The 26,435-nt window shown below is 73.8% G+C and carries 24 protein-coding genes; 15 read left to right on the top strand and 9 right to left on the bottom strand.

The window, feature by feature from the left end:
• The first annotated feature begins 22 nt into the window (after nucleotides 1-22).
• From VK501_RS20255 to VK501_RS20240, 4 genes are read left to right on the top strand one after another with little or no spacing between them, the layout of a single operon-like run.
• Nucleotides 23-1,000, top strand: coding sequence for a multicopper oxidase domain-containing protein (locus VK501_RS20255; protein WP_324340592.1), 978 nt, complete (start codon nucleotides 23-25; stop codon nucleotides 998-1,000).
• The gene (locus tag VK501_RS20250; RefSeq protein ID WP_324340590.1) at nucleotides 997-1,479 is read left to right on the top strand and encodes a hypothetical protein; all 483 of its coding nucleotides are present in this window, start codon (nucleotides 997-999) and stop codon (nucleotides 1,477-1,479) included. Before VK501_RS20255 ends, VK501_RS20250 begins: the two co-directional genes overlap by 4 nt.
• 12 nt (nucleotides 1,480-1,491) lie before the next feature.
• Nucleotides 1,492-3,336, top strand: a complete 1,845-nt coding sequence (locus tag VK501_RS20245) for a copper resistance protein CopC (RefSeq protein WP_324340588.1) — start codon at nucleotides 1,492-1,494, stop codon at nucleotides 3,334-3,336.
• Nucleotides 3,336-5,576, top strand: coding sequence for a S8 family serine peptidase (locus VK501_RS20240; RefSeq protein ID WP_324340586.1), 2,241 nt, complete (start codon nucleotides 3,336-3,338; stop codon nucleotides 5,574-5,576). The genes VK501_RS20245 and VK501_RS20240 overlap by 1 nt, the downstream gene beginning before the upstream one ends.
• On the opposite strand, the gene VK501_RS20235 is transcribed toward VK501_RS20240, so the two are convergent.
• Nucleotides 5,573-6,862, bottom strand: a complete 1,290-nt coding sequence (locus VK501_RS20235; RefSeq protein WP_324340584.1) for a sensor histidine kinase — start codon at nucleotides 6,860-6,862, stop codon at nucleotides 5,573-5,575. The genes VK501_RS20240 and VK501_RS20235 overlap by 4 nt on opposite strands.
• A gap of 97 nt (nucleotides 6,863-6,959) precedes the next feature.
• Between VK501_RS20235 and VK501_RS20230 the strand changes: the two genes are divergently transcribed.
• Complete coding sequence (locus tag VK501_RS20230) at nucleotides 6,960-7,601, top strand: response regulator transcription factor (protein WP_324340582.1); 642 nt, start codon at nucleotides 6,960-6,962, stop codon at nucleotides 7,599-7,601.
• A gap of 36 nt (nucleotides 7,602-7,637) precedes the next feature.
• Here the strand turns inward: VK501_RS20230 and VK501_RS20225 are convergent, their stop codons facing one another.
• The 4 genes from VK501_RS20225 to VK501_RS20210 form a co-directional block, all read right to left on the bottom strand.
• Nucleotides 7,638-8,555, bottom strand: a complete 918-nt coding sequence (locus tag VK501_RS20225) for an SDR family oxidoreductase (protein ID WP_324340580.1) — start codon at nucleotides 8,553-8,555, stop codon at nucleotides 7,638-7,640.
• Nucleotides 8,556-8,575: 20 nt separating this feature from the next.
• Nucleotides 8,576-9,502 carry a S1C family serine protease gene (locus tag VK501_RS20220; RefSeq protein WP_324340579.1) on the bottom strand — a complete coding sequence of 309 codons (927 nt, stop codon included), beginning with the start codon at nucleotides 9,500-9,502 and terminating at the stop codon, nucleotides 8,576-8,578.
• Nucleotides 9,503-9,512: 10 nt separating this feature from the next.
• Nucleotides 9,513-10,244, bottom strand: coding sequence for a MarR family transcriptional regulator (locus tag VK501_RS20215; protein WP_324340578.1), 732 nt, complete (start codon nucleotides 10,242-10,244; stop codon nucleotides 9,513-9,515).
• Nucleotides 10,245-10,353: 109 nt separating this feature from the next.
• Entirely contained in the window at nucleotides 10,354-12,063 is a 1,710-nt protein-coding gene (locus tag VK501_RS20210) for an alkaline phosphatase family protein (RefSeq protein ID WP_324340576.1), read from the bottom strand.
• 209 nt (nucleotides 12,064-12,272) lie between these two features.
• Between VK501_RS20210 and VK501_RS20205 the strand changes: the two genes are divergently transcribed.
• Nucleotides 12,273-13,409, top strand: coding sequence for a glycerophosphodiester phosphodiesterase (locus tag VK501_RS20205; RefSeq protein ID WP_324340574.1), 1,137 nt, complete (start codon nucleotides 12,273-12,275; stop codon nucleotides 13,407-13,409).
• Between the two features lie 38 nt (nucleotides 13,410-13,447).
• Here the strand turns inward: VK501_RS20205 and VK501_RS20200 are convergent, their stop codons facing one another.
• Complete coding sequence (locus VK501_RS20200) at nucleotides 13,448-13,909, bottom strand: group III truncated hemoglobin (protein ID WP_324340572.1); 462 nt, start codon at nucleotides 13,907-13,909, stop codon at nucleotides 13,448-13,450.
• Nucleotides 13,910-14,600: 691 nt separating this feature from the next.
• Between VK501_RS20200 and VK501_RS20195 the strand changes: the two genes are divergently transcribed.
• Complete coding sequence (locus tag VK501_RS20195; RefSeq protein WP_324340570.1) at nucleotides 14,601-15,935, top strand: acetamidase/formamidase family protein; 1,335 nt, start codon at nucleotides 14,601-14,603, stop codon at nucleotides 15,933-15,935.
• 1 nt (nucleotide 15,936) lies between these two features.
• Here the strand turns inward: VK501_RS20195 and VK501_RS20190 are convergent, their stop codons facing one another.
• Nucleotides 15,937-16,200 carry a MoaD/ThiS family protein gene (locus tag VK501_RS20190; protein ID WP_324340568.1) on the bottom strand — a complete coding sequence of 88 codons (264 nt, stop codon included), beginning with the start codon at nucleotides 16,198-16,200 and terminating at the stop codon, nucleotides 15,937-15,939.
• Between the two features lie 47 nt (nucleotides 16,201-16,247).
• On the bottom strand, nucleotides 16,248-16,682 hold the full coding sequence (locus tag VK501_RS20185) for a hypothetical protein (RefSeq protein WP_324340566.1): 435 nt from the start codon (nucleotides 16,680-16,682) through the stop codon (nucleotides 16,248-16,250).
• 99 nt (nucleotides 16,683-16,781) lie between these two features.
• Here VK501_RS20185 and VK501_RS20180 point away from each other — a divergent pair, with 99 nt between their 5' ends.
• From VK501_RS20180 to VK501_RS20165, 4 genes are all read left to right on the top strand, one after another.
• A complete protein-coding gene (locus tag VK501_RS20180) occupies nucleotides 16,782-17,174 on the top strand; it encodes a GntR family transcriptional regulator (protein ID WP_324340564.1) in 393 nt (130 codons plus the stop codon).
• The gene (locus VK501_RS20175) at nucleotides 17,171-18,064 is read left to right on the top strand and encodes an ABC transporter ATP-binding protein (RefSeq protein WP_324340562.1); all 894 of its coding nucleotides are present in this window, start codon (nucleotides 17,171-17,173) and stop codon (nucleotides 18,062-18,064) included. Before VK501_RS20180 ends, VK501_RS20175 begins: the two co-directional genes overlap by 4 nt.
• Entirely contained in the window at nucleotides 18,061-19,128 is a 1,068-nt protein-coding gene (locus tag VK501_RS20170) for an ABC transporter permease subunit (protein WP_324340561.1), read from the top strand. Before VK501_RS20175 ends, VK501_RS20170 begins: the two co-directional genes overlap by 4 nt.
• A gap of 297 nt (nucleotides 19,129-19,425) precedes the next feature.
• Nucleotides 19,426-20,202, top strand: a complete 777-nt coding sequence (locus VK501_RS20165; protein ID WP_324340559.1) for a 3-hydroxybutyrate dehydrogenase — start codon at nucleotides 19,426-19,428, stop codon at nucleotides 20,200-20,202.
• Between the two features lie 13 nt (nucleotides 20,203-20,215).
• Here the strand turns inward: VK501_RS20165 and VK501_RS20160 are convergent, their stop codons facing one another.
• Nucleotides 20,216-20,824: a TetR/AcrR family transcriptional regulator gene (locus tag VK501_RS20160; protein WP_324340557.1), complete on the bottom strand. Its 609-nt coding sequence runs from the start codon at nucleotides 20,822-20,824 to the stop codon at nucleotides 20,216-20,218.
• 69 nt (nucleotides 20,825-20,893) lie between these two features.
• On the opposite strand from VK501_RS20160, the gene VK501_RS20155 reads away from it, so the two are divergent.
• From VK501_RS20155 to VK501_RS20140, 4 genes are read left to right on the top strand one after another with little or no spacing between them, the layout of a single operon-like run.
• Nucleotides 20,894-22,039, top strand: coding sequence for an acyl-CoA dehydrogenase family protein (locus VK501_RS20155; RefSeq protein ID WP_324340555.1), 1,146 nt, complete (start codon nucleotides 20,894-20,896; stop codon nucleotides 22,037-22,039).
• A 59-nt stretch (nucleotides 22,040-22,098) separates the two neighbouring features.
• Nucleotides 22,099-23,034: a hydroxymethylglutaryl-CoA lyase gene (locus tag VK501_RS20150; protein WP_324340553.1), complete on the top strand. Its 936-nt coding sequence runs from the start codon at nucleotides 22,099-22,101 to the stop codon at nucleotides 23,032-23,034.
• Nucleotides 23,027-24,898 carry an acetyl/propionyl/methylcrotonyl-CoA carboxylase subunit alpha gene (locus VK501_RS20145; RefSeq protein WP_324340551.1) on the top strand — a complete coding sequence of 624 codons (1,872 nt, stop codon included), beginning with the start codon at nucleotides 23,027-23,029 and terminating at the stop codon, nucleotides 24,896-24,898. The genes VK501_RS20150 and VK501_RS20145 overlap by 8 nt, the downstream gene beginning before the upstream one ends.
• On the top strand, nucleotides 24,895-26,430 hold the full coding sequence (locus VK501_RS20140) for an acyl-CoA carboxylase subunit beta (RefSeq protein ID WP_324340549.1): 1,536 nt from the start codon (nucleotides 24,895-24,897) through the stop codon (nucleotides 26,428-26,430). The genes VK501_RS20145 and VK501_RS20140 overlap by 4 nt, the downstream gene beginning before the upstream one ends.
• The last annotated feature ends 5 nt before the right edge of the window (nucleotides 26,431-26,435 follow it).

The raw sequence follows: 26,435 nt of genomic DNA, 5'->3' as shown, positions 1-26,435 counted from the left end.
GAAGGAGCCGACGATGCGAGCCTTGGCTGACCAGCGCACCCGCGGGATCGTCGTCCTCACGGCCGCGCTGACGATCGCGGCGATCGCCCTTCCGCGCTCAGCGCCGTCCGCGCCGACGGTCCAGTCGATCGACCTGTGCGCGAAGTCCGGCACGACGACCCTGCCCGGCGGGGCATCGGTCCCGATCTGGGGCTTCGCCCTCAAGCCCGACGGCGTCGCGTGCGGCGACGCGGCGGTGGTCGCCACGACGCCGGGGCCCCAGCTCACCGTCGGCGCGGGAGACACCGTGACGCTGCGCGTGACCAACGCGCTGCCCGGCGGACGGACGATCGCGCTCGAGGCCCCCGGCGTCGACTTCGACGCCGGTCCCACCGACGCGGCCCCCGGCGACACGGTGTCGCGCACGTTCACGGCGGTCCCCGGCACGTACCTGTACGCCAGCTCCGGCGGCGGCGGGCGCCAGCAGGCGATGGGCCTCGCCGGCGCGCTGGTCGTCCGCTCGGCGACGGCGGGGCAGGCCTACGACACCGCGGCCAGCGCCTTCGACGCCGAGCAGACGCTCGTGCTCAGCGAGATCGATCCGGCGCTCAACGGCAGCGCCAACCCCGACACCTACAACATGCTCCAGTGGCATCCGACCTACTGGCTCATCAACGGCAAGGCGCACCCGGACACTGACACGGTGGACGCGCGGGCCGGCCAGCGGCTGCTGCTGCGCTACGTCAACGCCGGCCTCGAGCACGTGACGATGACGATGCTCGGGCTCGACACGCGCCTGGTGGCGCGCGACGCCTACGCCTTGGACAGCCCGTTCTCGGTGGTCGCCGAGACCTTCGCGGCCGGCGCGACCGCGGACGGCATCGTCGCGATCCCGTCGGGGGCGTCGGCCGGCGACCGGTTCGCCGTCTACGACCGCCAGCTGCACCTCACCAACGGTGCGATCGGCGATCCCGCGCACGACCCGGGCGGCATGCTGACCTTCGTGCGGGTCGTGCCATGAGCGTCCCGGTGGCCCGGAACCGCCGTCGGCTGGCCGTCCGGGCCACCGGGGTCGCCGTCGGGGCGGCGGCCGCGGCCGGCGCGCTGCTGGCCTTCACGTCGGGAGACGGAGCCCACGGCGCGCAGGGCCATCCGCTGCCGATGGCCGTCACCGTGGAGGGGCTGGCGGACCGCAGCGGCGTCCGCGACGTGCGGGTCCACGTGACCGGCGGGGGAGGGCTGCTCGACGTGCGCTACGAGGTGGTCGACCCGGGCAAGGCGGCGCTCCTGCACGACGCAGGGACGCCCCCGGCCATCGTGTACGAGCCGACCGGCACGCCGATCGAGGGCCTGCTGATGGGCCACCTGCCGCACGGCTCGGCCAAGCCCGGCGTCAGCTCGTTCATGATCTTCGTCAACCCGGGCAACATCGTCCGTCCCGGTGACGAGGTCGGCGTCATCCTCGGTCCCGCGCGGCTGCCGCACGTCCGCGTGGAGTGACGGGCCTGCCCGATGGCACGGATGCCCCTCGCGCTCGCGGCGGCCCTGGTGGCGGTGCTTGCCGCGGCCACGTCACCCGCCGCCGCGCACCCGGTGCTCACGCACTCCGAGCCGGGCGACGGCACGTCGGTCGCCGACGCCCCCCGGCAGGTGCGCCTGGAGTTCAACGAGGCCATCTCGGAGCGCTTCCGCGTGGTGCATCTGCTCGACGGTCGCGGGCGCACCGTCCCCGGAACCGGGCTGCGCACGGGCGGCGACGCGCGGCGGCTCGTGCTCGACGTGCCTCGGCTGCGGCGCGGCACGTACGAAGTCACCTGGGAGGTCCTCGCCCAGGGCGACGGCCACATCACCGGCGGCGCGGCGGTCTTCGGGCTCGGACGGCCCGCGGGCGCCGCGCCGCGGCCCGCTCCGGGCGCCGGGCCGTCGACGGTGGAGGCTGTGCTGCGGTGGCTCGACTTCTCCTTGTACGCCCTCGTCATCGGCGCGATCGCCGTGGCGATGTCGCTGCAGGCGCAGCCGGCGGGCCGTGCCCTGGGCAAACCATCCCTTGCCACGGAGGGGCGCGTGCTCGCCGGCGCCGCGTGCAGCAGCGCATTGGCGCTCGGGCTCGGCGTGATCCTGCTCGTCCGCCAGGCCGACGGACTGACCTCGGCCCTGCCCGCCGGCGCCGGGCTGCACGACGCCGTCGCGCGTATGCTGCCGGCCCGCTGGGGCATCCTCTGGGGCGCGCGCGAGCTGCTGCTCGCCGCGCTCGTCGCGACGCTGGCCTGGCTCGTCGTCCGCGGCCGCGACTCACGGGCGCACGGGCGGCCGTGGGCGACGCTCGCGGTGGCCGGTGGGCTGGCCGTAGGGCTCGCCGTGGTCCGCGCGCTCGGCGGGCACGCGGCCGCGCTGCCGTCGCCGGCGCCGCACGTGGCCGCCGACGCGGTGCACGTCGTGGCGGCCGGGCTGTGGATCGGCGGGGTCCTGGTGCTTGGCGTCGCGCTCTGGCCCGCCGGCGGCCGATCGCGCGCGGACTCGCTCGCCCTGGCGCGCGCGACGATGCGCCGCTTCGGCTGGGTCGCCGGCGGCGCCGGCCTCGCGCTCGCGGTGACGGGCCTGTATGCCGCAGGCGCGCAGATCGCCTCGGTCGACGCGCTGCTGACCACCGGCTACGGGGAGACGCTGCTGGCCAAGGTGGGGCTCGTGCTCGCGACCGCCGCGCTCGGCGCCGCCAACGTGGTCCTGCTGCGCCGGAGCCGTGCCCGGCCGGTGCGTCTGCTGCTGGTCGAGGGCGCGGCCGGCCTCGGGGCGCTCATCGCCGCGGCCCAGCTCACCGCCTCGTCACCGCCGCGGGGCGCGGAGTTCGCGGCTCCGCGCCAGGTCGTGGCGCCCACGCTCGTCCGGCAGGTCGCCGACGTGCTCGTCACCGCCACGCCGCGGCCCAACCGTCCCGGGACCAACGTCGTGACCGTGGCGGCCGCCAGCTCGCGCCGCCCGCCGCGGGCGCCGATCGACGCGGTGGCGGTCGGCGTCCGCGGCGGGCGGGCGGTGGCCCTGCGCGAGATCGCTCCCGGGCGGTGGGCCGGCGGCGTTGATCTCCCGGCCGCCGGCCGCGCGCGGATGACCGTCCGGCTGCGCCGCGGTCCGGAGCGTCTACGGGCGGCGCTGCCGTGGACCGTCGAGCCGGCCGACCCGGCGCGGCCGGTGGTGGTCTCGGCCCGCCGGCTCGCGCCGCTGACCGAGCGGGCGGCGCTCCTGGTCGCGTCCACGGCCGTCCTCGCCGCCCTCACGCTCGCCGTCACCGGCGCGCGGCGACGCCCTCGTCCGCACCGGCGGTCCAGCCCGGTCTCCACCCTCGAAGAGAGAACGACATGATGCGCCGCACACGCCCCTGGACCCTCGCGCTCGCCGGGATCGCCACCGGCGTGGCCTTCGCCGCCGGCCAGCCCGCGGCCGCCTCCGCCGCACCGGGTGACGACGACGTCCTCGTGGTGCTCGAGCGACAGGCCGTGATGCCGGCCGCGCCCGGTGGCCGCCGCGGTCGCCGGGTGGCGGTCGAGCGCGCGCTGCGCGACCACGCCGACGCCGAGCAGCGGTCGATCCTCGCGCTGCTGGCCCGTCGCCGGGCGCAAGGGCTCGTGACGAGCGTCCGCCCGTTCTGGATCTTCAACGGCCTGCACGTGGTCGCGCGGCCCAGCGTCATCGCCGAGCTCGCGGCGCGGACCGACGTGGCGGCGATCCGTTCCAACGCCACCGTGCAGGCCCCGTACGCGGAGGCCGGCGGGCCGGTGCCGGAATGGAACGTCGCGCGCGTCAACGCCCCGGCGCTGTGGAGCATGGGCCAGCGCGGCCAGGGCGTGGTCGTGGCGGGCATGGACACCGGCGTCGATGCGACGCACCAGGATCTGTCTTCGCGCTGGCGCGGCGGCGCCAACAGCTGGTACGACCCCAGCGGCGAGCACCCGACGGTCCCGACCGACCGCAGCGGGCACGGCACGTGGACGATGGGCGCCATGGTCGGCGGCAGCGCGGGCGGCACGGCGATCGGCGTGGCGCCGGACGCGCGCTGGATCGCGGTCAAGCTCTTCAACGACCGCGGCACGACGACCACCGCGCGGATCCACGCGGGCTTTCAGTGGCTGCTGGACCCCGACGGCAACCCGGCGACCGCCGACGCTCCGGACGTCGTCAACAACTCCTGGACGCTCTCCAGCCCGGGCTGCAACCTCGAGTTCCAGCCCGATCTGCGCAGCCTGCGCGCGGCCGGCATCCTGCCGGTCTTCGCCGCCGGCAATGCTGGTCCGGCGAGCGCCACGAGCCTCAGCCCCGCCAACAACCCCGAGGCGCTCGCGGTCGGCGGCACCGACGCCGACGACGTCATCGATCCGGGGAGCAGTCGCGGCCCGTCGTCGTGCGGCCAGGGCACATATCCGAGCATCACGGCGCCCGGGGTGGGGGTGCGCACGACGGATCTCTTCGGGCTCTACGCCACCGAGAGCGGCACGTCGATGGCGGCCCCGCACGCGGCGGGCGCGCTCGCGCTGCTGCTCGGCGCCTTCCCCGACGCCGACGCCGACCGGCAGGAGGGCGCGCTGCGCAACGGTGCCGCCGACCTCGGCATCACCGGGCCCGACGACCTCTACGGCAGCGGCCGGCTCGACGTGCTCGCCGCCTACGGCTGGCTGTCGGCGGCGCCGGACTTCACGCTGACCGCCACGCCGGCCTCGGCGACGGTCCCCGCCGGCGGCACGGCGACCTACGCCGTCGACGTCGGGGCGATCAACGGCCTGAGCAGCGACGTCGCGCTGTCGGTCGGCGGCCTGCCGGCCGCCCAGGGCACCGCGTCGATCGCACCCGGCACGATCGCCGGCGGCTCGGGCTCGGCCACGCTGACCGTCACGACCGCCGCCTCGGCGGTGCCCGGCACGTATGCGCTGACCGTTCGCGCCGCGGCGGGCGCGACGGTGCACACGGCGTCCGTGGCGCTCGTGGTGCCGGCGCCGCCGGACTTCACGCTCTCGGCCACCCCGGCGACGGCCACCGTGCTCGCCGGCCAGGGTACGAGCTACACGGTGGCGGTCGGCAGCCAGGGCGGGTTCGCCGCCGACGTCGCGCTGAGCCTCAGCGGCCTGTCGGCCACGGAGGGCACGGCGACGTTCACGCCCGCCACGGTCGCGGGCGGCGCCGGGACGTCGCAGCTGACGGTGACCGCCGCCGGCTCGCTGGCGGCCGGCAGCCATCCGTTGACGATCACCGGCCAGAGCGGCTCGATCACGCACACGGCGACCGTGACGCTGGTCGTCGCGGCCGCGCCGGACTTCGCGCTGGCCGTCTCACCCTCGTCGCGCACCGTGGTGGCGGGGCAGAGCACGACCTACCAGGTCGGCGTGTCGTCGGCGGGCGGCTTCGCCGGGACGGTGGGCCTGTCGCTGAGCGGCCTGCCCGCCGCGGCGACGGCGAGCTTCTCGCCCGTGTCGCTCACCGCTCCCGGGACGGCGACGCTCACCGTCCGCACGCAGCGCCAGACGACCCGCGGCACGTTCACGCTGCGGGTCACCGGACGCAGCGGCACGCTCACGCGCCAGGCGACGGCGAGCCTGGTGGTGCGGCCCTAGTCGGATTTCCCGAGCAGGAAGTGGAAGGTGCTGCCCTCACCCGGCCGTGACTCCACCCAGATCCGTCCGCCGTGCTCCTCCACCACGCGCCGGCAGACGGCCAGCCCGATGCCGGTCCCGGGCGGCGACGCCCCGTTGGCCCGCTCGAAGAGCTCGAAGATCCGCTCGGTGTCCTGCGGAGCGATGCCCGATCCGCGGTCGGTGACGCGGAAGTGCCACGCCCAGTCCTCGGGCGCCGCGGAGACCGACACGTAGGGCTGCTCGCCGTCGCGGTGAAACCGGATGGCGTTGGACAGCAGGTTCTCGAAGAGCAGCGAGAGCCGTTCCGGGTCGCCGACGACGGTCGGCAGCGGGCGCACCGTCACGCGCGCGTGGTTGGCAGCGAGGCTGCTCTCGAGCTCGGCCAGGACCTCCCCGACGAGCTGGTCGCAATCGACCGGCTCATCCGGCGTCGGCCGCTCGTGCACCACCGCGTAGGAGAGCAGCCCGTGGATGCGGTCCTGCATCCGGTCCAGGGTCTCCCGCAGGAGGTCGAGCAGGCGGTGTGCGCGCGGGTCGAGCGCCTCGTGCTCGCGATGCTCGAGCGTCTCGGCGTACAGCGCCGCCGTGGCCAGCGGCTCGGACAGCTCGTGCGAGGCGACCTCGGCGAACTCCAGCAGCGCGGCGTTGGAGCGCTCCAGCTCGGCCTGCGCGCGCAGGAGGCGCTCCTCGGCGTGCTTGCGGTCGGTGATGTCGCGCAGCGCCGCCGCGAACCCGTCGCCGAGGTGCACCGCGCGGACGTCGAAGATGCGTGCGCCGCGACACTGCTCGGCGATCAGGGTCGTGCCCGTCTGCACGAGGCGCCGGTAGCGGTCGAGCGTGCCGTCGGCCTCGGCGTCGGGGAACGTCTCGCTCAGCGTCCGGCCCACGAGCCGCTCGCGCGAGGCGCCGACGAGTGTGCAGGCCGCATCGTTGACGTAGGTGCAGCGGAAGTCGACGATCGCACCGGCGTCGCCGCGCACGGCGATGTAGACGACGAAGGGATCCAGCATCGTGTTCAGCAGCGCGACGTTGCGTCGCGTCAGCGCAGCGAGATGGCGGGTGAGATGGCCGATGACGACCGCCAGCAGCGCGAACGTCGCGCCAAGCGAGAGGACCGCGTAGGGCAGCACCGGATCGTCAGGGTCGTCGGGCCAGAACCGGGCGATCAGCAAGGCGCCGAGCAGCCCGGCGGCCGCGGCGATGAACCACCTGCGGGCAGGCGGGCTGCGGACCCATTCGGCGTTCCGGCGTCGCGCGCGGGGCATGGTCGGTTGCCTTCCGAACCGAGCATCTCAATGCCCCGCAAGTCTTTGCAACACGACCTATACGGGAGTAGGCTGTCGCGCGAAAGGACGGCGTCGAATGCACATCCGCGTGCTGCTGGTGGACGACTTCCCACTGGTTCGCGAAGGAATTGCGGCGGCACTGGAAGCCGATCCGGCGATCGACGTCGTCGGGCAGGCCGACAGCGCCGCGGAGGGTCTCGAGCGGGCGCGCGAGCTGCGGCCCGACGTCATCGTGTTGGACATGCGGATGCCCGATGCGTGTGGACTCGTGCTGCTCGAGCAGCTCGCGAGCGAGCTCCCCGACATCAGGGTGCTCGTCATGACGGCCAGCGAGAAGGCCGACACCCTGCTGCAGGCGATCGCGGCCGGTGCGGCGGGGTACCTGACCAAGCGGGCGACCCGGCTGGAGCTCGTCGACGCCGTCATCACGATCCACGGCGGAGGCTCCGTCGTGGCTCCGCAGCTCGCCGCCGAGCTGCTGCGCGACTACCGGCGCGTCGCCCGGGGCGGCAGCACCACCGGACGCTCACTGCTCACCGCCCGCGAGCGGGAGATCGTCGGGCTCGTGAGCGAGGGGATGACCGACAAGGAGATCGCCGGCCGGCTGTTCATCTCGCCGCGGACCGTCCAGAACCAGCTCGGGCGGATCCGGGAGAAGACCGGCAGCGGGCGGCGCTCCGAGCTGGCGCGGTGGGCGGTCGAGCACCTCGCGACCTGACCGGCCGAGCCGCGCCGCGCCCGGGTTGCGGTCGCTTCAGCGGTAGCCGGTCGGGTCTGCCGGCCGCCCGGCGTCCTGGACGTCGACCAGGTAGCGCCAGCAGTCGGGTTGCGATCCGTCGAGATCGGTGAAGCCGTACTCGCGCGCGAGGCCGCCGGAGGAGAACGAGCCGCCGTTGCGCCGGTGGACGTGCGGGTCGGCGGCCAGGGCGGCGACCGCCCGTCCGACGAAGCGCGGCGTCTCGGAGATGGCGGCGAAGTGCGGGTTCTTGGCTCCGGCGTCGCGCCACGTCGCCTCGGTGACCCCGTAGTTGTCGAGCATCATCTCCGAGCGCATCCAGCCCGGCGTCAGCGCGACGGCGGTGCCGCCGTGCGGCGCCAGCTCCTTGCCCTGCGCGAACGCGAGCCGGAGGATCGAGGCCTTGGCCAGGTCGTAGAACGTCGAGAGCCGGTAGTTGATGGCGTTGTACTCCTGCGTGCCGTCGGTCATCTCGACCAGCAGGCCGCCCGGCCGGCGGATGAGCAGCGCCAGCGCGAAGTGGCTCGTGATCAGGTGCGTGTCGACGGCCAGGCGCAGCAGGCGCAGGCCGCGGTCGAGGTCGTGCTCCCACACGGGCGTGTTCCACTGGGCCAGCAGCTCGCCGCCCCAGATGTCGTTGACCAGCACGTCCACGCGGCCGCGCTCGGCGTCGATGCGCCGCACGAGCGCGTCGACCTCCGCCGGCTGCAGGTGGTCGACCGCGACCGCGATGCCCTCGCCGCCGGCGGCGACGACGAGCTCGGCGGTCTCCTCGATCGTCTCCGGCCGGTCGTACTCCGAACGGCGCGTCCGGGTCGAACGCCCGGTGCAGTAGACCGTCGCGCCAGCCTCGCCCAGCGCGACCGCCGTGCCCCGCCCGGCGCCGCGGGTCGCGCCCGCGACGAGCGCCACCTTCCCGGTCAGCGGACCCGCCATCGGAGGCATCCTATGCGGCGTCAGGCGGTCAGCTCCTCGGGCACGAGCGTGACGGTGCGCTCGTCGCCGGCGCGGAGCAGGGTCGCCTGCAGCGGCTTGCCGATGCGCTCGCCCACCATGAGGCGCTGGAGGTCGGTGGCGTCCTCGACGGCGACGCCGTCGACGGCGAGCAGCAGGTCACCGGGCTGCACGCCGGCGCGCGCCGCGGCGCCGTGCTCGATGACCTGGACGACCTCGATGCCGCGCCGGCGGCCCAGGCGGGCGGCGATCGGCGGGGCCAGAGGCCGCGGGGCGACGGCGACGCCGAGCTGCGCGCGGCGGACGCGGCCGTCGCGCATGAGCGCCGAGATGATGCTGCGCGTGGCCTGGTTGATGGGCACGGCCAGGCCCAGGCCGAACCCGGCGAGCGCGGTGTTGATGCCGACCACGCGGCGCGCGCTGTCGACCAGCGCGCCGCCCGAGTTGCCCGGGTTCAGCGCCGCGTCGGTCTGGATGACGTTCTCGACGAGCCGCTGCGGGCCGCCGCGCCGACCCACCGGCAGGGAGCGGCCGAGGCCGCTGACCACGCCGGCGGTGACCGAGCTCGAGAACCCCTGCGGGTTGCCGATGGCCACCACCAGCTGGCCGACGCGCAGCTCCTCGGCGTCGCCGAGCTGCGCGGGCTGCAGGTCGCCGGCGTCGGCGCGCAGCACCGCCAGGTCGGACAGGCTGTCGGAGCCGACCACGGAGATGCCGGTCTCGCGTCCGTCGCCGAAGCTGGCCGTGCCGGCCATGGAGCCCTCGACGACGTGCGCCGAGGTGAGCAGGTAGCCGTCGGGCGCGATGACCACCGCGCTGCCGGCGCCCAGCGCGTCACCGCGGCGCGTCCGGCGGGTGACCTGGAGGTTCGCGACGCTGGCGGCCAGCGCCTCGGCCACCTCGACGATCGTCTGCGAGTAGGCGTCCATGGCTCGGTGGTCAGGCGAAGCGCACCGCGAGCTGGTGGGGCTCGGCGCCGCGCAGCACGCTGACGTTCGCTTCGGTCTCGGCGCCGCGCACGGCGCGGTCGAGGTCCCCGATGCTGCGCACCGGCGACCCGTCGACCTCGACGACGAGGTCGCCTTGCGCGAGGCCCGCCTGGTCGGCCGCGCTGTCGCGCTTGACGCGCAGGATCAGGACGCCGGGGTCCTGGGAGAGGCCGACGGCGCGGCGCATCCGGGCCGCGACCGCCGACGGGGCGACCGCGACGCCGAGGCGTGGGGCCACGCGCTCGTCGGGCTCGAAGAAGGCCAGCCACGCGGGCACGTGCTCGGCCAGCGCGGCCTGCGCGTCGTCGGAGAGCGCCGCGATCAGCCGCTCGGAGCGCTCGTGGTAGGTCGGCAGCGCCGCCTGGACGAGCTTCAGGCCGCGCTCGGTCAGCGTGACCGTCACGCTGCGGCGGTTGTCGGGGTCGCGCTCACGCGTGAGGACCCCGGCGTGCTCGAGGCGGCCCAGCCGCACGCTCATCGTCCCCGACGTGCGCCGTACCTTGGCCACCAGCTCGCGCTGGTTGATCGTGTGGTCGGCGGCCTGCTCGAGCGCGGCCAGGACCAGGAAGCTCGCGCGGGTCAGCCGGTGCTCGGCCAGCGCCTCCTCGAGCTCGGACTCGAGGTGCGCCGCGACGCCGATCGTCGCGTCGATCAATCCCTCGGGGGCAGATTCCTTCGTCATATCGCTTCTCCTCAATTGCTTCGGTCGAAGCAATGTAGCGAAGCGTAGCGCGCGTGTCGCCCCGGGGCGCTCCGGGGAGACAGCGCGCGACGGCGGTGAGCGGGCGCCGCTAGCGGTCGCGCCCGCCGTCCTCACGCGCCCGCGGCGCGTCGAACGCGCTGGTCAGCGGCGCGGCCGCCGCGTCGCGGCTGCTCAGCGGCTCCAGGCCGTAGCGCTGCTCGATCGTCGAGAGCACGGAGGTCGTGTCGTGGGAGGTGTGGTCGACGGCGAAGTCGTGACGCAGCTGGGGCGCGAGGACCAGCGCCGGGATCCGCGTGCCGGGGCCCGACTGGTCGCTGGGGCCGTCGGGACCGCCGGCCTGGCCGGGCGGCGTGACGTGGTCCCACTGCCCGCCGAACTCGTCGTAGGTGACCACGATCATGGTGTCCTTGGCGCAGCGGCCGGAGCGGATCGCCTTCAGCAGGTCGACGAGGTGATCGGAGCCGCCCGCCTCGCTGGCGTAGCCGGGGTGCTCGTTCTCGGCGCCGATCGGCTTGATGAACGAGACCGCCTTCAGGCGGCACTCCCGCCGCGAGTCGCCGGCGAGCGCCAGGAACTCCTGCTCGTCGCGCAGGTGCTGCCGGCGCGCCTCCGTGCCGGCGGCGAAGCTCTTGAAGTAGGCCAGCGGCTGGTGATGGAACTGAAAGAGCTTGTCGGGGCAGTTGGGGAACGTGGCGTTGGCCAGCGTCGCGGGATCCGTGCAGGTCGGCCCGTGGCCGTTGGACCAGCCGGGCGCGCCCTCGTCGCCGTTCGCGTTGGACCAGCCGCCCGAGTACCAGGCCCAGTCGACGCCCGCGTCGCTGAGCCGGTCGCCGATCGTCGCGTTGGTCAGCGGCGGCAGGCGCCGGCTGTCGGCGGTGCCGGGCGCGAAGGGCTGATCCCACGGCTGGATCGTGTTGACCGCGTAGTCACCGCACAACAGATCGGGCGTGGGGAGGTCCGCGCACTGGGAGGTCAGCTGCGCGTCCTTGGTCGGCGCCGTCGGGGTGTAGTGGTCGGTCTTGGCCGCCATGCCGTTGCCGTCGACCCTGGAGTGCAGGTCGTCGGCACCGGCGTCCTGCACGGCGTTCGCGAAGACCGGCGTCGCGGCGGCGACCAGCCACTGGTGGTTGAGGAACGACCCGCCGAACGCCGCCTGGAAGAAGTTGTCGGCGATCGCGTAGGGCGGATGGCCGTGGGCGTGCAGGTAACGGTAGATGGGGAGGGAGCGGGTGTCGTAGTAGCCCTGGGTCAGGCCGTCGGCGTCGCTGCCGGTCGTGTAGCGATCCTGCCGGCCGCCGTCGAGCTGGTACTGCTCGGTGTAGAACCGGTGCACGAGGTCGCGGGTGCAGCCACCGACCTCACCGGTCCCCTTCTTGACGCCGTTGGCCGCGAAGACACCGGGCGCCGGGCACGTCGTGTCCGTCGGCTTGATGTAGTCGTCGATCTGGAACGGCTCGTTGGGGAAGTGGCTGACGAACGGCTTGGCCGTCGTGGCGTCGCTGCAGGTCGCCGGCAGCGGATCGGGCGACGTCAGGTTCACGTCGTTCTGCAGCAGGCAGTCGTACGGGGTGCCGTCCTGGGCGACCTGCTTGGAGTGGGCGGCGTCGGCGTCGTCGATGCCGTTGACGCCTTCCCAGCCTCCGTAGAGGTTGTCGAAGGAGTGGTTCTCCTGGTAGATGACCACGATGTGGCCGCGGTCGCGGTTCCCCCCGCGCTGATCCTGCGCAGCGGCGGATCCGGTCAAGGTCAGGGCCAGCATCGCGACGACCGCAGTCGGCGCCAGGCAACGAGCATGCATGTGGTCAGCTCCCGTGGACTCCCGCGGCCTCTGGGTCGCGGCGCGCAGTCGGATACCCGACTCGCCCGCCGGGCGAACCTCTTCGCGGCGTGCGCGGACGTCGCGGCGGTGCGCACGACCTGCAACGGACCAACCCCATGGCAATGGTCGTCGCGGTCGGGTTAAGTGCGGCGGACCGCCGATCCCGAAGGAGGGGCGCCATGCACCAGATGTCGCGCAGGTCCTTGCTCATCGGCTCGGGCGCTGCGCTCGGCTCGCTGACGCTCACCGGAGGCGCCGCGGGCGCGCGGGCCCCGCGGGGCGTTGACCATCGGGGCCGCGACGGCCTGCCGATCGTCATCGGTCACCGCGGCAGTCCGGCCTACCGCCCGGAGCACACGATCGCGTCCTACACGCTCGCGATCGAGATGGGCGCCGACTACATCGAGCCCGATCTGGAGTTCACCAAGGACGGCGAGCTCGTCGCCCGTCACGAGCCCGACATCGGGGCGACCACCGACGTCGCCGACCATCCCGAGTTCGCGAGCCGCAGGACGACGAGGACGATCGACGGCACGGTCTTCTCCAACACCTGGTTCACGGTCGACTTCACCCTCGACGAGCTCAAGACGCTGCGGGCCAAGGAGCGGCTGCCGCTCGTCCGCCCGCACAACACGGCGCTGAACGGGCTCTTCGAGGTGCCGACGTTCCAGGAGGTCATCGACCTGGCCAAGGCCAACGGCGTCGGGATCTATCCTGAGACCAAGCACCCGACGTTCTACCACTCGGTCGGCTTCTCCTTCGACGACCCGCTGCTCGACACGCTGCGCCGCAACGACCTCGACAGCGCCGACGCGAAGGTCTTCATCCAGTCCTTCGAGGTCGGCAACCTGAAGCGGCTGCGGGACCGGACGAAGCTGCCGCTGATCCAGCTCATCGACTCCGCGGGCGCCCCGGCCGACTTCGTCGCCGCCGGCGACGCGCGCACCTACGACGACCTCGTGACGCCGCGGGGCCTCGCCGAGATCGCCACGTACGCGGACGGGATCGGCCCGGACAAGGGCCGCATCGTGGCCGGCAACTCCGCGGGCAAGCCCCTCGGCGACCCGACCACGCTCGTGCGCGACGCGCATCGCGTCGGGCTGCTGGTCCATCCGTTCACGTTCCGGCCCGAGAACGAGTTCCTGGCGAGCGACTTCCGCGTGGGCGACTCCGGCAGCACGGAGTTCGGGCACGCGCGCGGCGACCAGCCCGCCGAGCTGGACCAGTACTACGGGCTCGGCATCGACGGCCTGTTCGCCGACAACCCCGACACGGCGGTGGCCGTGCGCAAGAAGACGTTCGGGCCCACGCCGGCGCGCGGGTGATCGACGGCCGGCGCCGCGGCCGCGGCCGCGGCCGCGGCTCAGCCGGCGGGCCGCGGGCCGTGCTGCGTCACCGACAGCCCCAGCGGGGCGGGCGTCGCGCCGGCGACGGACGGCATGGCCTGGAGGCGACCGTGGAACGCGCGGCCGACGCGCACCGCGTGGGCCTTGGCGGACTCCGCGCGCTCGCCGGCGAAGAGCTGGTCGACGGTCGCGCGCCACAGCGCGAGCCAGCGCTCGAAGTGGCCGGACCGCAGCGGCACCTGCGCGTGGAGCGCGGCGTGCGGGCCGAACGCGCTGCCGCTGTAGGACCGGGACCCGAGCAGCATCGTCTCCCAGAAGGACGCGATGACCGGGACGTGCTCCTCGAGGTCGAGCTTGGCGACGTCGACGAAGATGAACCCGATCATCGGGTCGACGAGCGCCCGGCCGTAGAAGGCGCGGACGAGTCGCTCGCAGTCGGAGCGGCTCTCGATGTCGCGGACGTCGCTGCGCGCGCTCATGCCATCAACGTACAAGCTGCGCGAGGACGCACCCGGCCGCCGAACGGGCGCCGGGCGGCTTCCGGGCCTTCGGCCAGGGCGTTCCGCGTGGTGGTGCCCGAGGTCACGCCGCGTCGCTGCGGGCCCCGGAGTTCCGGCCGGTGCCCGAGGACGTCTACGGCAGCGGGCGGCCGCAGGGCGAGACCGAGCTCACGCAGCTCACGCGGCGCGGCGCACGGGCCTCCGCGGTAGCCGTCGGGCAGCATCGCCTGCCAGGTCGTGGCCTGCCGCAGCGCTGGCGCACGGCGGTGGCTCACCGACGCACCGCCGACGCGGCGGGCACCCAGCCCGGGCGCGGTGCTGCCACGCGGCGTGGACCGTCGGCGATGACGAGGGCGAACGTGGGTCGCGGGCTCCGGCGCGCCCGGCCGTCCGCCAGCGTCCCGTGGGAACCCCCAGGACACCCAAGCGGTCCGGTGGCCCCGAGCAGCGCGGCTGCACCGCGCTAAACGGGCCCACCGCCGACGCGACAGCCCTCGGCGCCCCAAGCGGGCCCGAACACCGCGGGCACGGCGCGCCAAACAGGCCCACCCCCGGTGAGCGTCAGGTCAAGGTGCTTCGCTGAGTCCCGCTGCGCCGACGGGTGCCGTACCGCTCCCGCTCGCCGGGGCGTAGGCTCGCCGCAGCGACCCCGACCCCACAAGGAGCTGACATGGCCACCACCGAATCCCGGCCCACTGCCGTCTCGCCCGCCGTCGAGACCGTCTACGTCGACCGCTTCTGCGACGGCATCATCGGGCCGGGCGCCGAGGTGCTCGGCACCGTCTGCGATGGCGGCCACATCGTGGCCAACACGGCGCCCGGATGCTGGGGGCCGATGATCACCCCGGCCATCCAGGGCGGCCACGAGGTGACGCTGCCGGTGAACGTCGAGGGCGCCGAGGTGGGCGACGCGATCGTGATCCACATCCGCTCGATCGACGTGACGTCGTCGGCCACCGCGTCGGGCAACGACCGCACGATCGAGGGGCGGTTCAACGGCGACCCGTACTGCGCGAAGGTCTGCGCGAGCTGCGGCGCCGAGGACGAGGCCACGGTGGTGGAGGGCATCGGCCCCGACAGCGTGCGCTGCGCGGCGTGCGGCGCGCCCGCGGCGCCGTTCGCCTTCACCAACGGCTACACCATGGCCTTCGACGACGCGCGCGCCCTCGGGGTGACCGTCACGCCGCAGCAGGCCGAGTCCTTCGCGCGCGACGCAGCGCACGCCGCGGCGCTGCCGGCCAACTCGGTCCAGAACCCGATCCTCCTGTTCGCCCCGGCCGACCTGGTCGGCGTCGTGGCCCGGATGCGCCCGTTCCTCGGCCAGATCGGCACGATGCCGTCGCTCGACCTCCCCGACTCGCACAACGCCGGGGACTTCGGCGCGTTCCTGGTCGGCGCGCCGCACCGCCACGCGGTGACCGCCGAGCAGCTCGCGGGCCGCACCGACGGCCATCTCGACATCGACGCGGTCCGGGCCGGCGCCATCCTGGTCTGTCCCGTCAAGGTGCCCGGCGGCGGCGTGTACGTCGGTGACATGCACGCGATGCAGGGCGACGGCGAGATCGCCGGCCACACCGCCGACGTCGCCGGGACGGCGACCCTCCAGGTCTCGGTCCTCAAGGGACTCGACCTCGACGGACCGATCCTGTTCCCGGTGCTCGCAGACGTCCCGTTCCTGGCGCAGCCCCTGACCGCGGACGAGCGCAGCGCGGCCGAGGCGCTCGCCGCGCGCCGCGGCGGCGGGCCGGTGGAGCGGAGCCTGCCGGTGTCGTTCGTCGGGACCGGTCCGGACCTCAACTCCGCCGTCGACAACGGCCTCGCGCGCGCCGCGAAGGTCCTGGGCATGTCCGTGCCCGAGGTGATGAACCGCGCGACGATCAGCGGGGCGATCGAGATCGGCCGCGCGCCCGGCACGGTGCAGGTGACGTTCCGCGCGCCCGTCGAGGCGCTCGCGGCCCGCGGCCTGGACGGCCTGGCCCGCCAGCAGTACGGCGAACCTGCCTAGATCAGCCGCCGGCGATGGGGAGGACGAGCACGAGCGCCTCCCCGTCGTGCAGCGGCCGGTCGCGTCCGACCACGTCGCCGTCCACCGCGACGGCCACGCTCGCGAGGCGCTCCGGCGCGAGGCCGAGCGTGGGCGCGACGTCGGTGAGCAGGTCGGCCACCGTGGCGCCCGCTTGGAGGCGCACGCTGCGGTGCGAGGGACCGCTGCCCAGCCGCTGACCGAGGCGCACCCTCACCGTGATCGCGGCCTCGGGCCCGGCGGACATGCGACCGATCGTGAAGGAGCCCCCGCGTCCCGTCAACCGGCCGCCGCTCAGCGGTCGGCGTTGGCCGCGGCGTGGCGGCCCTCGGCGATCACCACGGTGACGGGCAGGCCGAGCGCCCTCACCCGCGTCGGCAGATCGCGGCGCAGCCAGTGCGAGACGCGTTCGGGCAGCGTCGAGATCATCACCTCGTCGAAGTCGCCGGAGCCGAGGGCGTCCTGTACGGCCACGAACGGATCGTGCGCGCCGATGCGCGCGTCGACGTGCCCGTCGCACGCCTGCTCCAGCAGCGGCAGCGCCAGCTCGACCACGGCGGCCGCCCGCTCCGTGTCGGCCTCCCAGTAGTCGGCGGGGACGAGCAGCGTGAAGGCGCACGGGCCCTCCTGCGCCCGTTGGCGCACTGCATCGATCAGCCGCGGCGTCGCCGCGGTGCGATGGGCCACGATGAGGACGTTGGCCCCGGGGCTGCCGTGGACCGGGTGCATCACGACGAGCGTACGCCGATGGACCCGGTGCGGGCAAGCGCCGCGCGGCTCGAATCGAGCTAGCTATCGAGTAGCCTAATGTGCTATCATCATAGTTATATGATTGAGTTTCACCTGGACTCGGGGTCCGGCATCTCGCCGTACCAGCAGCTGGTGCGGCAGGTACGGCAGGCGCTGCGGCTGGGCCTGCTGCGTGAGGGGGATCAGCTCCCGACGGTCAAGGACGTGGTCGCGCGGCTGGCGATCAACCCCAACACGGTGCTGAAGGCCTATCGCGAGCTCGAGCACGACGGGCTGGTGGCCGCTCGCCCGGGCGTCGGGACGTTCGTGACCCGCACGCTGACCGACGCGACGCTGGCGGCGCACGCGCCGCTGCGAAAGGACCTGCGGCGCTGGCTGACCAAGGCCAGGATGGCCGGGCTCGACGACGAGAGCATCGAGGCGCTCTTCATGACCACCTTTCGGACCGCCGCTCGAGAGGACGTAGCGTGAGCGCCATCCTGCGGGCCCGGGGTCTGGGCAAGAGCTACCGGCGTCGCTGGGCGTTGTCGGACTGCACGCTGGACGTGCCGGCCGGCCGGGTCGTCGGGCTGGTCGGCCCCAACGGGGCCGGCAAGAGCACGCTGCTGAACCTGGCCGTCGGCATGCTCGCGCCGACCGCCGGGACGATCGAGGTGCTCGGCGGCAGTCCTGCGTCCGGCCCGGCGCAACTCGCCAAGGTCGGCTTCGTCGCCCAGGACACCCCCACGTACGCCGGGCTGAGCGTCGAAGACCATCTGCGTCTTGGCGCCCGCCTCAACCCGGGCTGGGACGACGCCCTGGCCCGTGACCGGATCCGACGTCTCGGCCTGGACCTCGCTCAGCGGGCCGGGAAGCTGTCGGGCGGCCAGCGCGCCCAGCTGGCGCTCACGTTGGGCGTCGCCAAGCGCCCCCAGCTGCTGATCCTCGACGAACCGGTCGCCAGCCTCGACCCGCTCGCCCGGCGAGAGTTCCTGCAGGACCTCATGGAGGCCGTCGCCGAGCACGAGCTCAGCGTCGTGCTCTCCTCGCACCTGGTCTCCGACCTGGAACGCGTCTGCGATCACCTGATCGTGCTCGTCGCCTCCCGCGTGCAGCTCGCCGGCGACCTCGACACGCTGCTGGCCACCCATCACCGGCTCACCGGACCCCGCCGGGACCCCGCCACGCTGCCGGCCGACCAGCACGTGATCGCCGCCAGCCACACCGACCGGCAGACCAGCCTCCTGGTCCGCACCGAGTGCCCGATCCACGACCCCGCCTGGACCGTCGGCCAGCTCAGCCTGGAAGACCTCGTCCTGGCCTACATGGGCCAGACCGCGGCCAACCGCAACCACCGACCCGCGCTGGAGGCACTCCGATGATCTGGCTCACCTGGCGCCAGTCCCGCGCCCAGGCCGCGATGATGGCCGCCGCGCTTGCTGCGCTCGCCGCCATCCTGGCCCTGACCGGCCCGAACCTGGCCGACGACTACTCCACCGGGATCGCCGCCTGCACCACCGAGAGCGACGGCTGCTCGCAGTTCGTCCAGCGGTTCTTCCACGACCACCAGGGCTCCTTCCTCGCCGTCACCGCCGTCGTGCTGGTCCTGCCCGCCCTCATCGGGCTCTTCTGGGGAGCGCCGCTGATCACCCGTGAGCTCGAGGCCGGCACCCACCGGCTGGTGTGGAACCAGACCATCACCCGCACCCGCTGGCTGGCCGTCAAGCTCGGCCTCACCGGCCTGGCCGCCATGACCGCCGCGGGGCTCGGCAGCCTCGCGGTGACCTGGTGGTCGGGCCCGGTCGACAAGTCCGCCGCCCATGACTTCCCGCGGCTGGCGCCCCTGCTGTTCGACGCGCGCGGCATCGTCCCCATCGGCTACGCGGCCTTCGCCTTCGCGCTCGGCGTGACCGTCGGGATGCTCGTGCGCCGCACCCTCCCGGCCATGGCGATCACCCTGGCCGTCTTCGTCGCCGTCCAGATCGCGATGCCGCTGCTCGTGCGGCCCCACCTGATCCCGCCCAAGCATGCGACCATCGAGATCACCGTCGCGAACCTCGACGGACTCCGTGGACGCCCGGGCACCGGCCCCACGGAGGCGATCCTGAGGACACCCGACGCGGGCGCCTACGCGGGCGCCTGGGTCCTGTCCGGCCAGGCGGTCGACGCGTCCGGACACGCCATCGACACCATTCCCTTGTCCCGGACCGGAGCCTGTGCACCACCCGAGGGAGGGCCGGCGCCACCGCCTTCGGGCGCGAAGCCGGGCGACGCGCTCTCGGGGTGCTTCGCCGAACTCAAGCGGCTCGGCTACCGGCAACAGGTGACCTATCACCCCGCCAGCCGCTTCTGGCCCTTCCAGTGGTACGAGACCGCGATCTACCTCGCCCTCGCCCTCGGCCTCGCAGGGTTCTGCTTCTGGCGGCTCCGCCACCGCCTCTCCTGACGAGGTCCAAGCCCCCTCGTGACGGGGGTCGCCTCGTGATGGACCAGGAGACTGTGTCGCTATCGCGACTGGGGACCCACCTCCGGCGGCGACGGCCGGCCGTCGTGGGCCTCGGCCTCGCTGGCCGCCTACGGCACCCCTATCCGTCACGAAGCGACCCGGACCGACGAAGCGACCCGGACCGCTCGATTGTGGCATCCCGCAAACCGGAGGCCCGGAAGTCCTCCGATGCCCGCATTCCCCGCGGTGGGTCCACCGGCTTACGCTCGGTGCAACCCGATGGACGAAAGGGGCGGCATGGCCGGCAGGTACGCAGACGGCAACGCCGACGGCGCCGGACGGCGCGTTGCGCTGGTGACCGGTGCCGGGAGCGGCATCGGCCTGGCGATCGCGCACCGGCTGGCCGGCGAGGGGATGGACCTCGTGTGCGTCGACGTCCACGAGCCCGACGGCCTGCCCGGCGCGTTCCTTCACGCCGACCTGACCACGCGCGAGGGCAACCGCCACGCGATCGACTTCGCGATGGAGCGCTTCGGGCGCCTCGACGTCGTCGTCGCCAACGCGGGCGTGCAGCACGTGTCGCCGATCGAGGACTTCGACGAGGACGCCTGGGACCGGCTGCTCGCGCTCATGCTCACCAGCCCGTTCCTGCTGGCCCGCTACGGCTGGCCGGCGTTGCGGGAAGCCGGCGATGCGCGCTTCGTCGCGATGGCCAGCGTCCACGGCCTGGTCGCCTCGCCGTACAAGGCGGCCTACGTCACGGCCAAGCACGGCGTCCTCGGGCTGATCAAGACCCTGGCGCTGGAGGGCGCCGCCCACGGGATCCGCGCGACCGCCGTCTGCCCCGGGTTCGTGCGCACGCCGCTGGTGGAGGGGCAGCTCGCCGACCAGGCGCGCGCTCACGGCGTCTCGGTCACGGACGTGCTGGAGCGCGTGGTGCTCGAGCCGCAGGCGATCAAGGAGCTCATCGAGCCCGACGACGTGGCCGAGACGGTCGCCTTCCTCGTCGGCCGCGCCGGCCGCGCCTTCACGGGGGCGCCGGTCGTGCTCGACAACGGGTGGACCGCCGGCTGAGCGCGGCTCGGGCTCAGGCCCGGTGGCCGTCGAGCAGCAGGTCGCAATAGCCGTCGGCCACCTGCTGCGCCGACAGGCGGCCGCCCGGCCGGTACCACTGCGGCGTGTAGTTGACCATCGCCAGGAGGCCGAGCAGGGCCAACTGGCGGTCGGCGAAGCGCAGCGTGCCGGCCTGCTCGCCGCGCTCCAGGAGCTGCTCCAGCAGCCGCTCGAACGCCTTGCGCTTGCCGCGGACCAGGCGCCATTGGGGCTCCCGCTCGATCGTGTGGCGCTCCTGCTGGAAGACGAGCATGTGGTGACGGTGCTGCTCGACGTGCGCCACCCAGGCCCGGACGAGCGCGCGCAGCTGGACCTCCGGCGGCTCGTCGGTGGCGACGATCGCCTCGGCCTGCTCCAGCAGCGGGTCCATCAGCTCGTCGCAGATGCGGATCAGGAGCTGCTCCTTGCTCCCGATGTAGTGGTACAGCCCGCCGGCGGCCAGGCCCGTGGCCTCGGTGAGGTCGCCCACCGACGTGCGCTGGTAGCCGCGCTGCGCGAACAGCTGCGCGGCGGTGGCCAGGACCGTGCGCTGCTTGCGGTCGTAGCGCTCGCGCAGGGCGGGGCGGGTGGGCGGGACGGCCATTGCCACCAAGCGTAACGAAGTTCGAGCGATCGCTCGAACTTCGAGCGCTCATTCGGTATACATCGCCACATGCTGTTCGACCTCGACGACGACACCCAGCTGCTGCAGCGCACCGTCCGCGACTTCGCCGTGAGCGAGATCGCCCCGGTCGCGGCGGAGCTCGACCGCACCAAGGCGTTCCCCTACGAGCTCGTGTCGAAGATGGGCGAGCTGGGGTGGATGGGCATCCCGTTCCCCGAGGAGGTCGGAGGCGCCGGCGGCACGTCGCTGCAGTACGCGATCGCGGTCGAGGAGCTGACGCGGATCGACTCGTCGGTCGCGATCACGATGTGCGCGCACACGTCGCTGGGCACGCAGCCGATCTACTTGTTCGGCTCGCCTGAGCAGAAGGAGCGCCTGCTGCCCGACCTGACCGCGGGGCGCCGGCTGGGGGCGTTCGGGCTCACCGAGCCGGAGGCCGGCAGCGACGCGGGCAACGTCAAGACACGCGCGACGCTCGACGGCGGCGAGTGGGTCGTCGACGGCGCCAAGCAGTTCATCACCAACGCCGGCACCGACGTGTCGGGCCACGTCGCGATCACCGCCAGAACCGGAGACCCCGCCCACCCGAACGAGATCTCCAACATCATCGTCGAGAACGGGACGCCCGGCTACGAGCAGGGCACGCCGTACCGCAAGATGGGGTGGAACGCCTCCGACACGCGGCCGCTGACCTTCGACGGCGCGCGCGTCCCCGAGGAGAACCTGCTCGGCCCGCGCGGCGCCGGCTTCACGCAGTTCCTGCACATCCTCGACATCGGGCGGATCGGCGTCGCCTCGATGGGCGTCGGCCTGGCCCAGGGAGCGCTGGACGAGGCGCTGAAGTACGCCAAGGAGCGCAAGGCCTTCGGCCAGTCGATCAGCAAGTTCCAGACCATCCAGGCCAAGCTCGCCGACCTCGCGACCGAGATCGAAGCGGCGCGGCTGCTGACCTACAAGGCCGCGTGGCTGAAGGACCAGGGCCGGAACTTCTCGCTGACCGCCGCCCAGGCCAAGCTGAAGACCGGACGGCTGGCGGTGCGGGCCACCGAGGAGGCGGTGCAGATCCACGGCGGCTACGGCTACATCGAGGAGTACCCCGTCTGCCGCTTCTACCGCGACGCCAAGATCCTCACGATCGGCGAGGGCACCGACGAGGTCCAGCAGATGGTCATCGCCCGCGCCCTCGGCGCCTAGGCCATGAGCGCCTCCGGCCTGCCCGAGCGCGTGCGGATCCGCGAAGTTGGACTACGCGGATGACGGCCACGTCGCTCCCCCAGAGCGTGCGCATCCGCGAAGTCGGTCCTCGCGACGGCTTCCAGAACGAGCCCGAGGTCATCGCCACCGACGACAAGGTGCGGCTCGTCGACCTGCTGGCCCGCACCGGCGTGCCGCGGCTCGAGGTCACCTCGTTCGTGCGCGCCGACGTCATCCCGCAGCTGGCCGACGGCCCCGAGGTGCTGCGGCGCATGGACGTGCCCGGCGACGTCGACGTCACGGTCTTGATCCCCAACGAGCGCGGGTTCGACAACGCGCTGGCCCATCGCGATCGGTTCGGCGAGATCAACTGCTTCCTGAGCGCGAGCGAGTCCCATAACAAGGCCAACGTCAACCGCTCGATCGAGGAGTCGCTGACCGGGCTGGAGCGCGTGATCGGCCGCGCGGTGGGGGAGGGCCTGCGCGCCGAGGGCGTCATCAGCGTGAGCTTCGGATGTCCATACGAAGGCCACGTGCCGCCCGAACGCGTGTTCGCGATCGCGGACCGGCTGATCGCGGCGGGCGCCTCGGAGATCGGGTTCGGCGACACGACCGGCATGGCCAACCCGCGCCAGGTCCGCGCGTTCTTCGCCGCGGCGCGGGAAGCCCTCGGCCCCGAGGTCGAGCTGACCGCCCACTTCCACAACACCCGCGGCCAGGGGCTGGCCAACGTGCTGGCCGCGCTGGAGGCCGGCTGCACGAGCTTCGAGTCGAGCTTCGGCGAGCTGGGCGGCTGCCCGGTGCCCGCCGGCGCGACGGGGAACATCGCCACCGAGGATCTCGTCTCGATGCTGCACGAGATGGGCGTGCAGACCGGCATCGACCTGGACGCGATGCTCGCGGCGGCGCGCGCCGCCCGTGATGTCCTCGGCCGGCCGCTCGGCTCGCACACCCTGGTCGCGGGGCCCGTCGACTGGCACGACCGCCATGCATGAGCTGAGCCCCGTCCTGATCGCCAACCGCGGCGAGATCGCGATCCGGATCGCGCGCACCGTCCACGCGCTGGGGCTCGCGACCGTCGGCGTCGTCACCGAGGCCGACGTGCAGGCGCACGCCGCCCACGCCGACGCCTGCGACGTCACCGTCCCGATCGCGTCCTACCTCGATCCGGCCGAGCTGCTCCGCGCGGCGCGCGCCGCCGGCGCCCGCTCGGTGCATCCCGGCTACGGCTTCCTGAGCGAGAACGCCGCCTTCGCCCGCGCGGTCGCCGACGCCGGCCTGACCTGGATCGGCCCGCCCGCCTCGGCGATCGAGCTGATGGGCGACAAGGGCGCCGCCAAGGAGGCCGCCGCGGCCGCCGGGGTGCCCGTCGTCCCGCCCGGCGACGACGGCGGCGGGGCGGGCGGGTTCCCGCTCATCATCAAGGCCGTCGCCGGCGGCGGCGGCAAGGGCATGCGCGTCGTGCGCGCGCCGCACGAGCTGGAGGAGGCGACCAAGGCCGCCCAGCGCGAGGCGCGCGCCGCGTTCGGCGACGACCGCGTGCTCGTCGAGCGCTACCTCGAGCGCCCGCGCCACATCGAGGTGCAGGTGCTCGCCGACCGCCACGGCACCTGCGTGCACCTCGGCGAGCGCGAGTGCTCGCTGCAGCGCCGCCACCAGAAGGTCGTCGAGGAGGCGCCGTCGCCGGCCGTCGGTCCCGCGCTGCGCGCCCGCATGGGCGAGGCGGCGGTCGCGCTCGCCCAGGCCTGCGGCTACGAGGGCGCAGGCACGGTCGAGTTCATCACGACGGGGCCCGCCGACGAGTTCTTCTTCCTGGAGATGAACACCAGGTTGCAGGTCGAGCACCCGGTCACCGAGCTCGTCTACGGCGTCGACCTCGTCGAGCAGCAGCTGCGCGTGGCCGCGGGGGAGCGCCTGTCGCTCACCCAGGACGGGCTCCAACCTCACGGCCATGCCGTCGAGGCGCGCCTGTATGCCGAGGACCCGGCGGCCGGCTTCCTGCCCGCCACCGGCACCGTGCGCGCCTACCGCGAGCCGTCGGGCCCCGGCCTGCGCGTCGACTCCGGCATCCGCGCCGGATCGGAGGTCGGCACGTCGTACGACCCGATGCTCGCCAAGGTCGTCGCCCACGGGCCCGACCGCGCGACGGCCCTGCGGCGCCTGGACCGGGCGCTGGCCACGCTGGAGATCGTCGGCGTGACCACCAACGCCGCGTTCTCGCGGGCGCTGCTGGCCCGGGACGACGTGCGCGCCGGCGAGCAGGACACCGGCCTGCTGGAGCGCGTGCTCTCCGACCTCGCCACCCCCCCGCCCGAGGATCTCGTCCCCGCAGCGGTCCTCGCCGCCGCCGGCACCGCGCGACCGGCCGGCCCCTGGCGGCGCCCGCTCGACGGCCACCGCGAGGCACAAGTCGGCGCCGGCCGCGTCACCGTCGGCGAGCGCTCCTGGACCGCCGCGATCCGCTCGGCCCCCGACGGCTCGCTGCGCATCACCCTCGACGGCGTCGAGCGCCGCTATGCGGTCGCCGTCTCCGACGAGGCCGTGTGGATCGCCCGCGACGGCCACCACCTGGAGGTCCGCACCGAGCGCCGGGCCCGCGCGGGCTCCGGCGCGGCCGCCGGCTCGCTGGAGGCGCCGATGCCCGGCACCGTCCTGCTCGTCCATGTCGCCGACGGCGACACCGTCGCCGCGGGCGACGTCCTGCTCGTCCTGGAGTCGATGAAGATGGAGCTGTCGATCACCGCACCGCACGCGGGCACCGTCGCGGGCCTCGCGCTCGCGCCCGGCGACCGCGTCGCGCTCAAGCAGCCGCTGGTCGCCGTGGTCGCTCCGGCCGACCCCGAGGAGGCCGCTGCATGAGCACGACCGACGCCACCACCTACCGCGACGGCCACCTCGCGCTGATCGCCGACCTGCAGCAGCGCCTGGAGCGCGTGCGCGCCGGCGGGGGACAGCGGGCGCGGGAGCGTCACCTGTCGCGCGACAAGCTGCTGCCGCGCGACCGCGTCGAGCGCCTGTGCGATCCAGGCGCGCCGTTCCTGGAGCTGTCGGCGCTGGCGGCCGAGGAGCTCTACGACGGCGCGGCCCCCGGCGCGGGGATCGTCACCGGGATCGGCACCGTCTGCGGCCGCCACGTGGTCGTCGTGGCCAACGACGCGACGGTCAAGGGCGGCACGTACTACCCCATGACGGTCAAGAAGCACCTGCGCGCGCAGGAGATCGCGCTGCACAACCACCTGCCGTGCGTCTACCTCGTCGACTCCGGCGGCGCCTTCCTGCCGATGCAGGACGAGGTCTTCCCCGACCGCGAGCACTTCGGGCGCATCTTCTACAACCAGGCCCAGATGTCGGCGCGCGCGATTCCGCAGATCGCCTGCGTGATGGGCTCCTGCACCGCCGGCGGCGCGTACGTGCCCGCCATGAGCGACGAGACCGTCATCGTCCGCGAGCAGGGCACGATCTTCCTCGGGGGCCCGCCGCTGGTGAAGGCGGCCACCGGCGAGGTCGTCACCGCCGAGGAGCTGGGCGGCGGCGACGTGCACGCCCGCACCTCGGGCGTCGCCGACCACCTGGCCGACGACGACGAGCACGCGCTGGAGATCGTGCGGCGGATCGTCGACACGCTGCCGCCGCAGCCGGCGCCACCGTGGGACCGCCGGCCGTCGCGCCCGCCGCTCGAGGATCCCGAGACGATGCTCGACGTCGTGCCGACCGACAGCCGCACGCCCTACGACGTGCGCGAGATCATGCGCCGCCTGGTCGACGGCGGCGAGCTGCAGGAGTTTAAGGAGCTCTACGGCACGACGGTGGTCTGCGCCTTCGCGCACCTCGACGGCCACCCGGTCGGCCTCATCGGCAACAACGGCATCCTGTTCAGCGAGTCCTCGCTGAAGGCCGCCCACTTCGTCGAGCTCTGCGACCGCCGCGGCATCCCGCTGCTGTTCCTGCAGAACATCTCGGGCTTCATGGTCGGCAAGGACTACGAGGCCGGCGGCATCGCCAAGGACGGCGCGAAGCTCGTCACCGCCGTCTCGTGCGCCCGCGTTCCGAAGCTCACCGTCGTCGTCGGCGGCTCGTTCGGCGCGGGCAACTACGGCATGTGCGGCCGCGCGTACTCACCGCGCCTGCTGTTCATGTGGCCCAACGCGCGCATCAGCGTGATGGGCGGCGAGCAGGCCGCGACGGTCATGCGCGAGGTCGGCCAGGAGGAGGTCGGCGCCCAGCTCCGCGACCAGTACGAGGAGCAGGGACGCCCCGTCTACTCGACCGCCCGGATCTGGGACGACGGCATCATCGACCCGCGCGACACGCGCGCCGTGCTCGCCGAGGCGCTGGCGGCCTGCGCCAACGCCCCGCTGGGCGAGCTGGGGTACGGGATCTTCCGGATGTGAGCCGC

Origin of the sequence: Baekduia sp. (assembly GCF_035318805.1) — a bacterium.
GTDB lineage: Bacteria > Actinomycetota > Thermoleophilia > Solirubrobacterales > Solirubrobacteraceae > Baekduia.
This window is presented reverse-complemented; position numbering and strand designations above follow the sequence as displayed.

Coding starts and splice junctions, on each gene's coding strand:
- VK501_RS20250 (WP_324340590.1), top strand. CDS start 997: ATGAGCGTCCCGGTGGCCCGGAACCGCCGTCGGCTGGCCGTCCGGGCC.
- VK501_RS20245 (WP_324340588.1), top strand. CDS start 1,492: ATGGCACGGATGCCCCTCGCGCTCGCGGCGGCCCTGGTGGCGGTGCTT.
- VK501_RS20240 (WP_324340586.1), top strand. CDS start 3,336: ATGCGCCGCACACGCCCCTGGACCCTCGCGCTCGCCGGGATCGCCACC.
- VK501_RS20235 (WP_324340584.1), bottom strand. CDS start 6,862: ATGCCCCGCGCGCGACGCCGGAACGCCGAATGGGTCCGCAGCCCGCCT.
- VK501_RS20230 (WP_324340582.1), top strand. CDS start 6,960: ATGCACATCCGCGTGCTGCTGGTGGACGACTTCCCACTGGTTCGCGAA.
- VK501_RS20225 (WP_324340580.1), bottom strand. CDS start 8,555: ATGGCGGGTCCGCTGACCGGGAAGGTGGCGCTCGTCGCGGGCGCGACC.
- VK501_RS20220 (WP_324340579.1), bottom strand. CDS start 9,502: ATGGACGCCTACTCGCAGACGATCGTCGAGGTGGCCGAGGCGCTGGCC.
- VK501_RS20215 (WP_324340578.1), bottom strand. CDS start 10,244: ATGACGAAGGAATCTGCCCCCGAGGGATTGATCGACGCGACGATCGGC.
- VK501_RS20210 (WP_324340576.1), bottom strand. CDS start 12,063: ATGCATGCTCGTTGCCTGGCGCCGACTGCGGTCGTCGCGATGCTGGCC.
- VK501_RS20205 (WP_324340574.1), top strand. CDS start 12,273: ATGTCGCGCAGGTCCTTGCTCATCGGCTCGGGCGCTGCGCTCGGCTCG.
- VK501_RS20200 (WP_324340572.1), bottom strand. CDS start 13,909: ATGAGCGCGCGCAGCGACGTCCGCGACATCGAGAGCCGCTCCGACTGC.
- VK501_RS20195 (WP_324340570.1), top strand. CDS start 14,601: ATGGCCACCACCGAATCCCGGCCCACTGCCGTCTCGCCCGCCGTCGAG.
- VK501_RS20190 (WP_324340568.1), bottom strand. CDS start 16,200: ATGTCCGCCGGGCCCGAGGCCGCGATCACGGTGAGGGTGCGCCTCGGT.
- VK501_RS20185 (WP_324340566.1), bottom strand. CDS start 16,682: ATGCACCCGGTCCACGGCAGCCCCGGGGCCAACGTCCTCATCGTGGCC.
- VK501_RS20180 (WP_324340564.1), top strand. CDS start 16,782: ATGATTGAGTTTCACCTGGACTCGGGGTCCGGCATCTCGCCGTACCAG.
- VK501_RS20170 (WP_324340561.1), top strand. CDS start 18,061: ATGATCTGGCTCACCTGGCGCCAGTCCCGCGCCCAGGCCGCGATGATG.
- VK501_RS20165 (WP_324340559.1), top strand. CDS start 19,426: ATGGCCGGCAGGTACGCAGACGGCAACGCCGACGGCGCCGGACGGCGC.
- VK501_RS20160 (WP_324340557.1), bottom strand. CDS start 20,824: ATGGCCGTCCCGCCCACCCGCCCCGCCCTGCGCGAGCGCTACGACCGC.
- VK501_RS20155 (WP_324340555.1), top strand. CDS start 20,894: ATGCTGTTCGACCTCGACGACGACACCCAGCTGCTGCAGCGCACCGTC.
- VK501_RS20150 (WP_324340553.1), top strand. CDS start 22,099: ATGACGGCCACGTCGCTCCCCCAGAGCGTGCGCATCCGCGAAGTCGGT.
- VK501_RS20145 (WP_324340551.1), top strand. CDS start 23,027: ATGCATGAGCTGAGCCCCGTCCTGATCGCCAACCGCGGCGAGATCGCG.
- VK501_RS20140 (WP_324340549.1), top strand. CDS start 24,895: ATGAGCACGACCGACGCCACCACCTACCGCGACGGCCACCTCGCGCTG.